At 58.3% G+C, this 1,207-nt stretch carries 3 protein-coding genes; 1 reads left to right on the plus strand and 2 read right to left on the minus strand.

Annotated features, from left to right (window positions below):
* Nucleotides 1-540, plus strand: a 540-nt coding sequence (locus ERD80_RS22105) for a methyltransferase domain-containing protein (protein ID WP_136548571.1), incomplete at its 5' end; no start/stop codon positions are given.
* On the opposite strand, the gene ERD80_RS22110 is transcribed toward ERD80_RS22105, so the two are convergent.
* Nucleotides 537-995 (minus strand): DUF986 family protein, encoded by a 459-nt coding sequence (locus ERD80_RS22110; protein ID WP_021510026.1) that lies wholly within the window; start codon nucleotides 993-995, stop codon nucleotides 537-539. The genes ERD80_RS22105 and ERD80_RS22110 overlap by 4 nt on opposite strands.
* Nucleotides 996-1,087: 92 nt before the next feature.
* Nucleotides 1,088-1,207 (minus strand): PTS system mannose/fructose/sorbose family transporter subunit IID (locus ERD80_RS22115; RefSeq protein WP_211145615.1); only part of this gene is annotated, 120 nt, incomplete at its 5' end.

Genomic DNA, 1,207 nt, shown 5'->3' on the forward strand with positions numbered 1-1,207 from the left:
CTGGATATCGGCTGTGGCGAAGGCTATTACACCGCCGCCCTGGCTGCCGCGTTGCCCGACAGCCAGCTGTACGGTCTGGATGTGGCTAAAGCCGCGGTGCGCATGGCGGCAAAGCGCTATCGCGCGGTTAACTTTTGTGTCGCCTCCAGCCAGCGCCTGCCGTTTGCCGATGGTTCACTGGACGCCATCGTGCGCATTTACGCGCCCTGTAACGAGCAGGAGCTGAGCCGCGTCATCAGGCCTGGCGGCTATTTGCTGACGGTGACGCCGGGGCCGCACCATCTGCAGCAGTTTAAGGCGTTGATCTATCGCGAAGTGCAGTTGCATACGGCGGAAGAGAAAAACTATGCGGGATTTGAACAGATCGATCAGCAAAACCTTCACTACACGATGACACTGAACGGGGCGGAAGCGGTGAGCCTGCTGCAGATGACCCCCTTTGCCTGGCGTGCGCGTGAAGCGGTGTGGCAGCAGCTGGCCTCCAGCGCCACCTTCAGCTGTGACGCGGATTTCACCCTGACGCTGTGGCAGCGCGTTTAACGCGCCTCCACCAGCGTATGGTAGATTTTCTCCAGGTCGTCGAGCTGTTTCACCGCAATCAGCAGGCGACGCTGCTCCAGCTGCATCACCAGAATGCCATCCTCTGACAGGTTCATACTCTGAATACGCCGGTAATCGATCCACACGCTGGCAAAAAACAGGCCGTCATTTTTCATCAGCAGCCGCGGGCTGCGGATCCAGAACAGCCAGATAGCCATAAAGCACAGCACCATTAGCAAAGTGGTGGTGAGCTGCGGGCCATGATGGCTGACGTTGTTCCACAGCAGAATCAGTAGCAGCACGATAAAGATGCCGCTGTCGATTTTATGGCGGCGACGCAGGGTGACGCGCAGTCGGGTCGGTCCATTGCGGCGGGGCAGGATGACATCGTCGTAAATCGCAAACAGGGCGAGAGCGGCGATCAGCAGGGCAATCAGGGCGTCAGTCAGTGACATACAGGCTTCTTCCTCAACCGAAGTGACCTCAGCGTTGGCGCTCAGGTCACACCGTTCAAAAAACGCCGGGAGTCTGACTCCCGGCGGTGAGATTACAGACCGAGCAGGCCGATCCAGTAACCAAAGATACCGATGGCAAAGAAGCCAACGATGATCCACAGCGCGTTAACTTTACGGCGCAGCAGCCACATACAGCCAAAGGTCAGCAGCAG

The sequence above is a fragment of the Pantoea sp. R102 genome, from assembly GCF_004916815.1.
In the GTDB taxonomy this organism is placed as follows: domain Bacteria; phylum Pseudomonadota; class Gammaproteobacteria; order Enterobacterales; family Enterobacteriaceae; genus Pantoea; species Pantoea dispersa.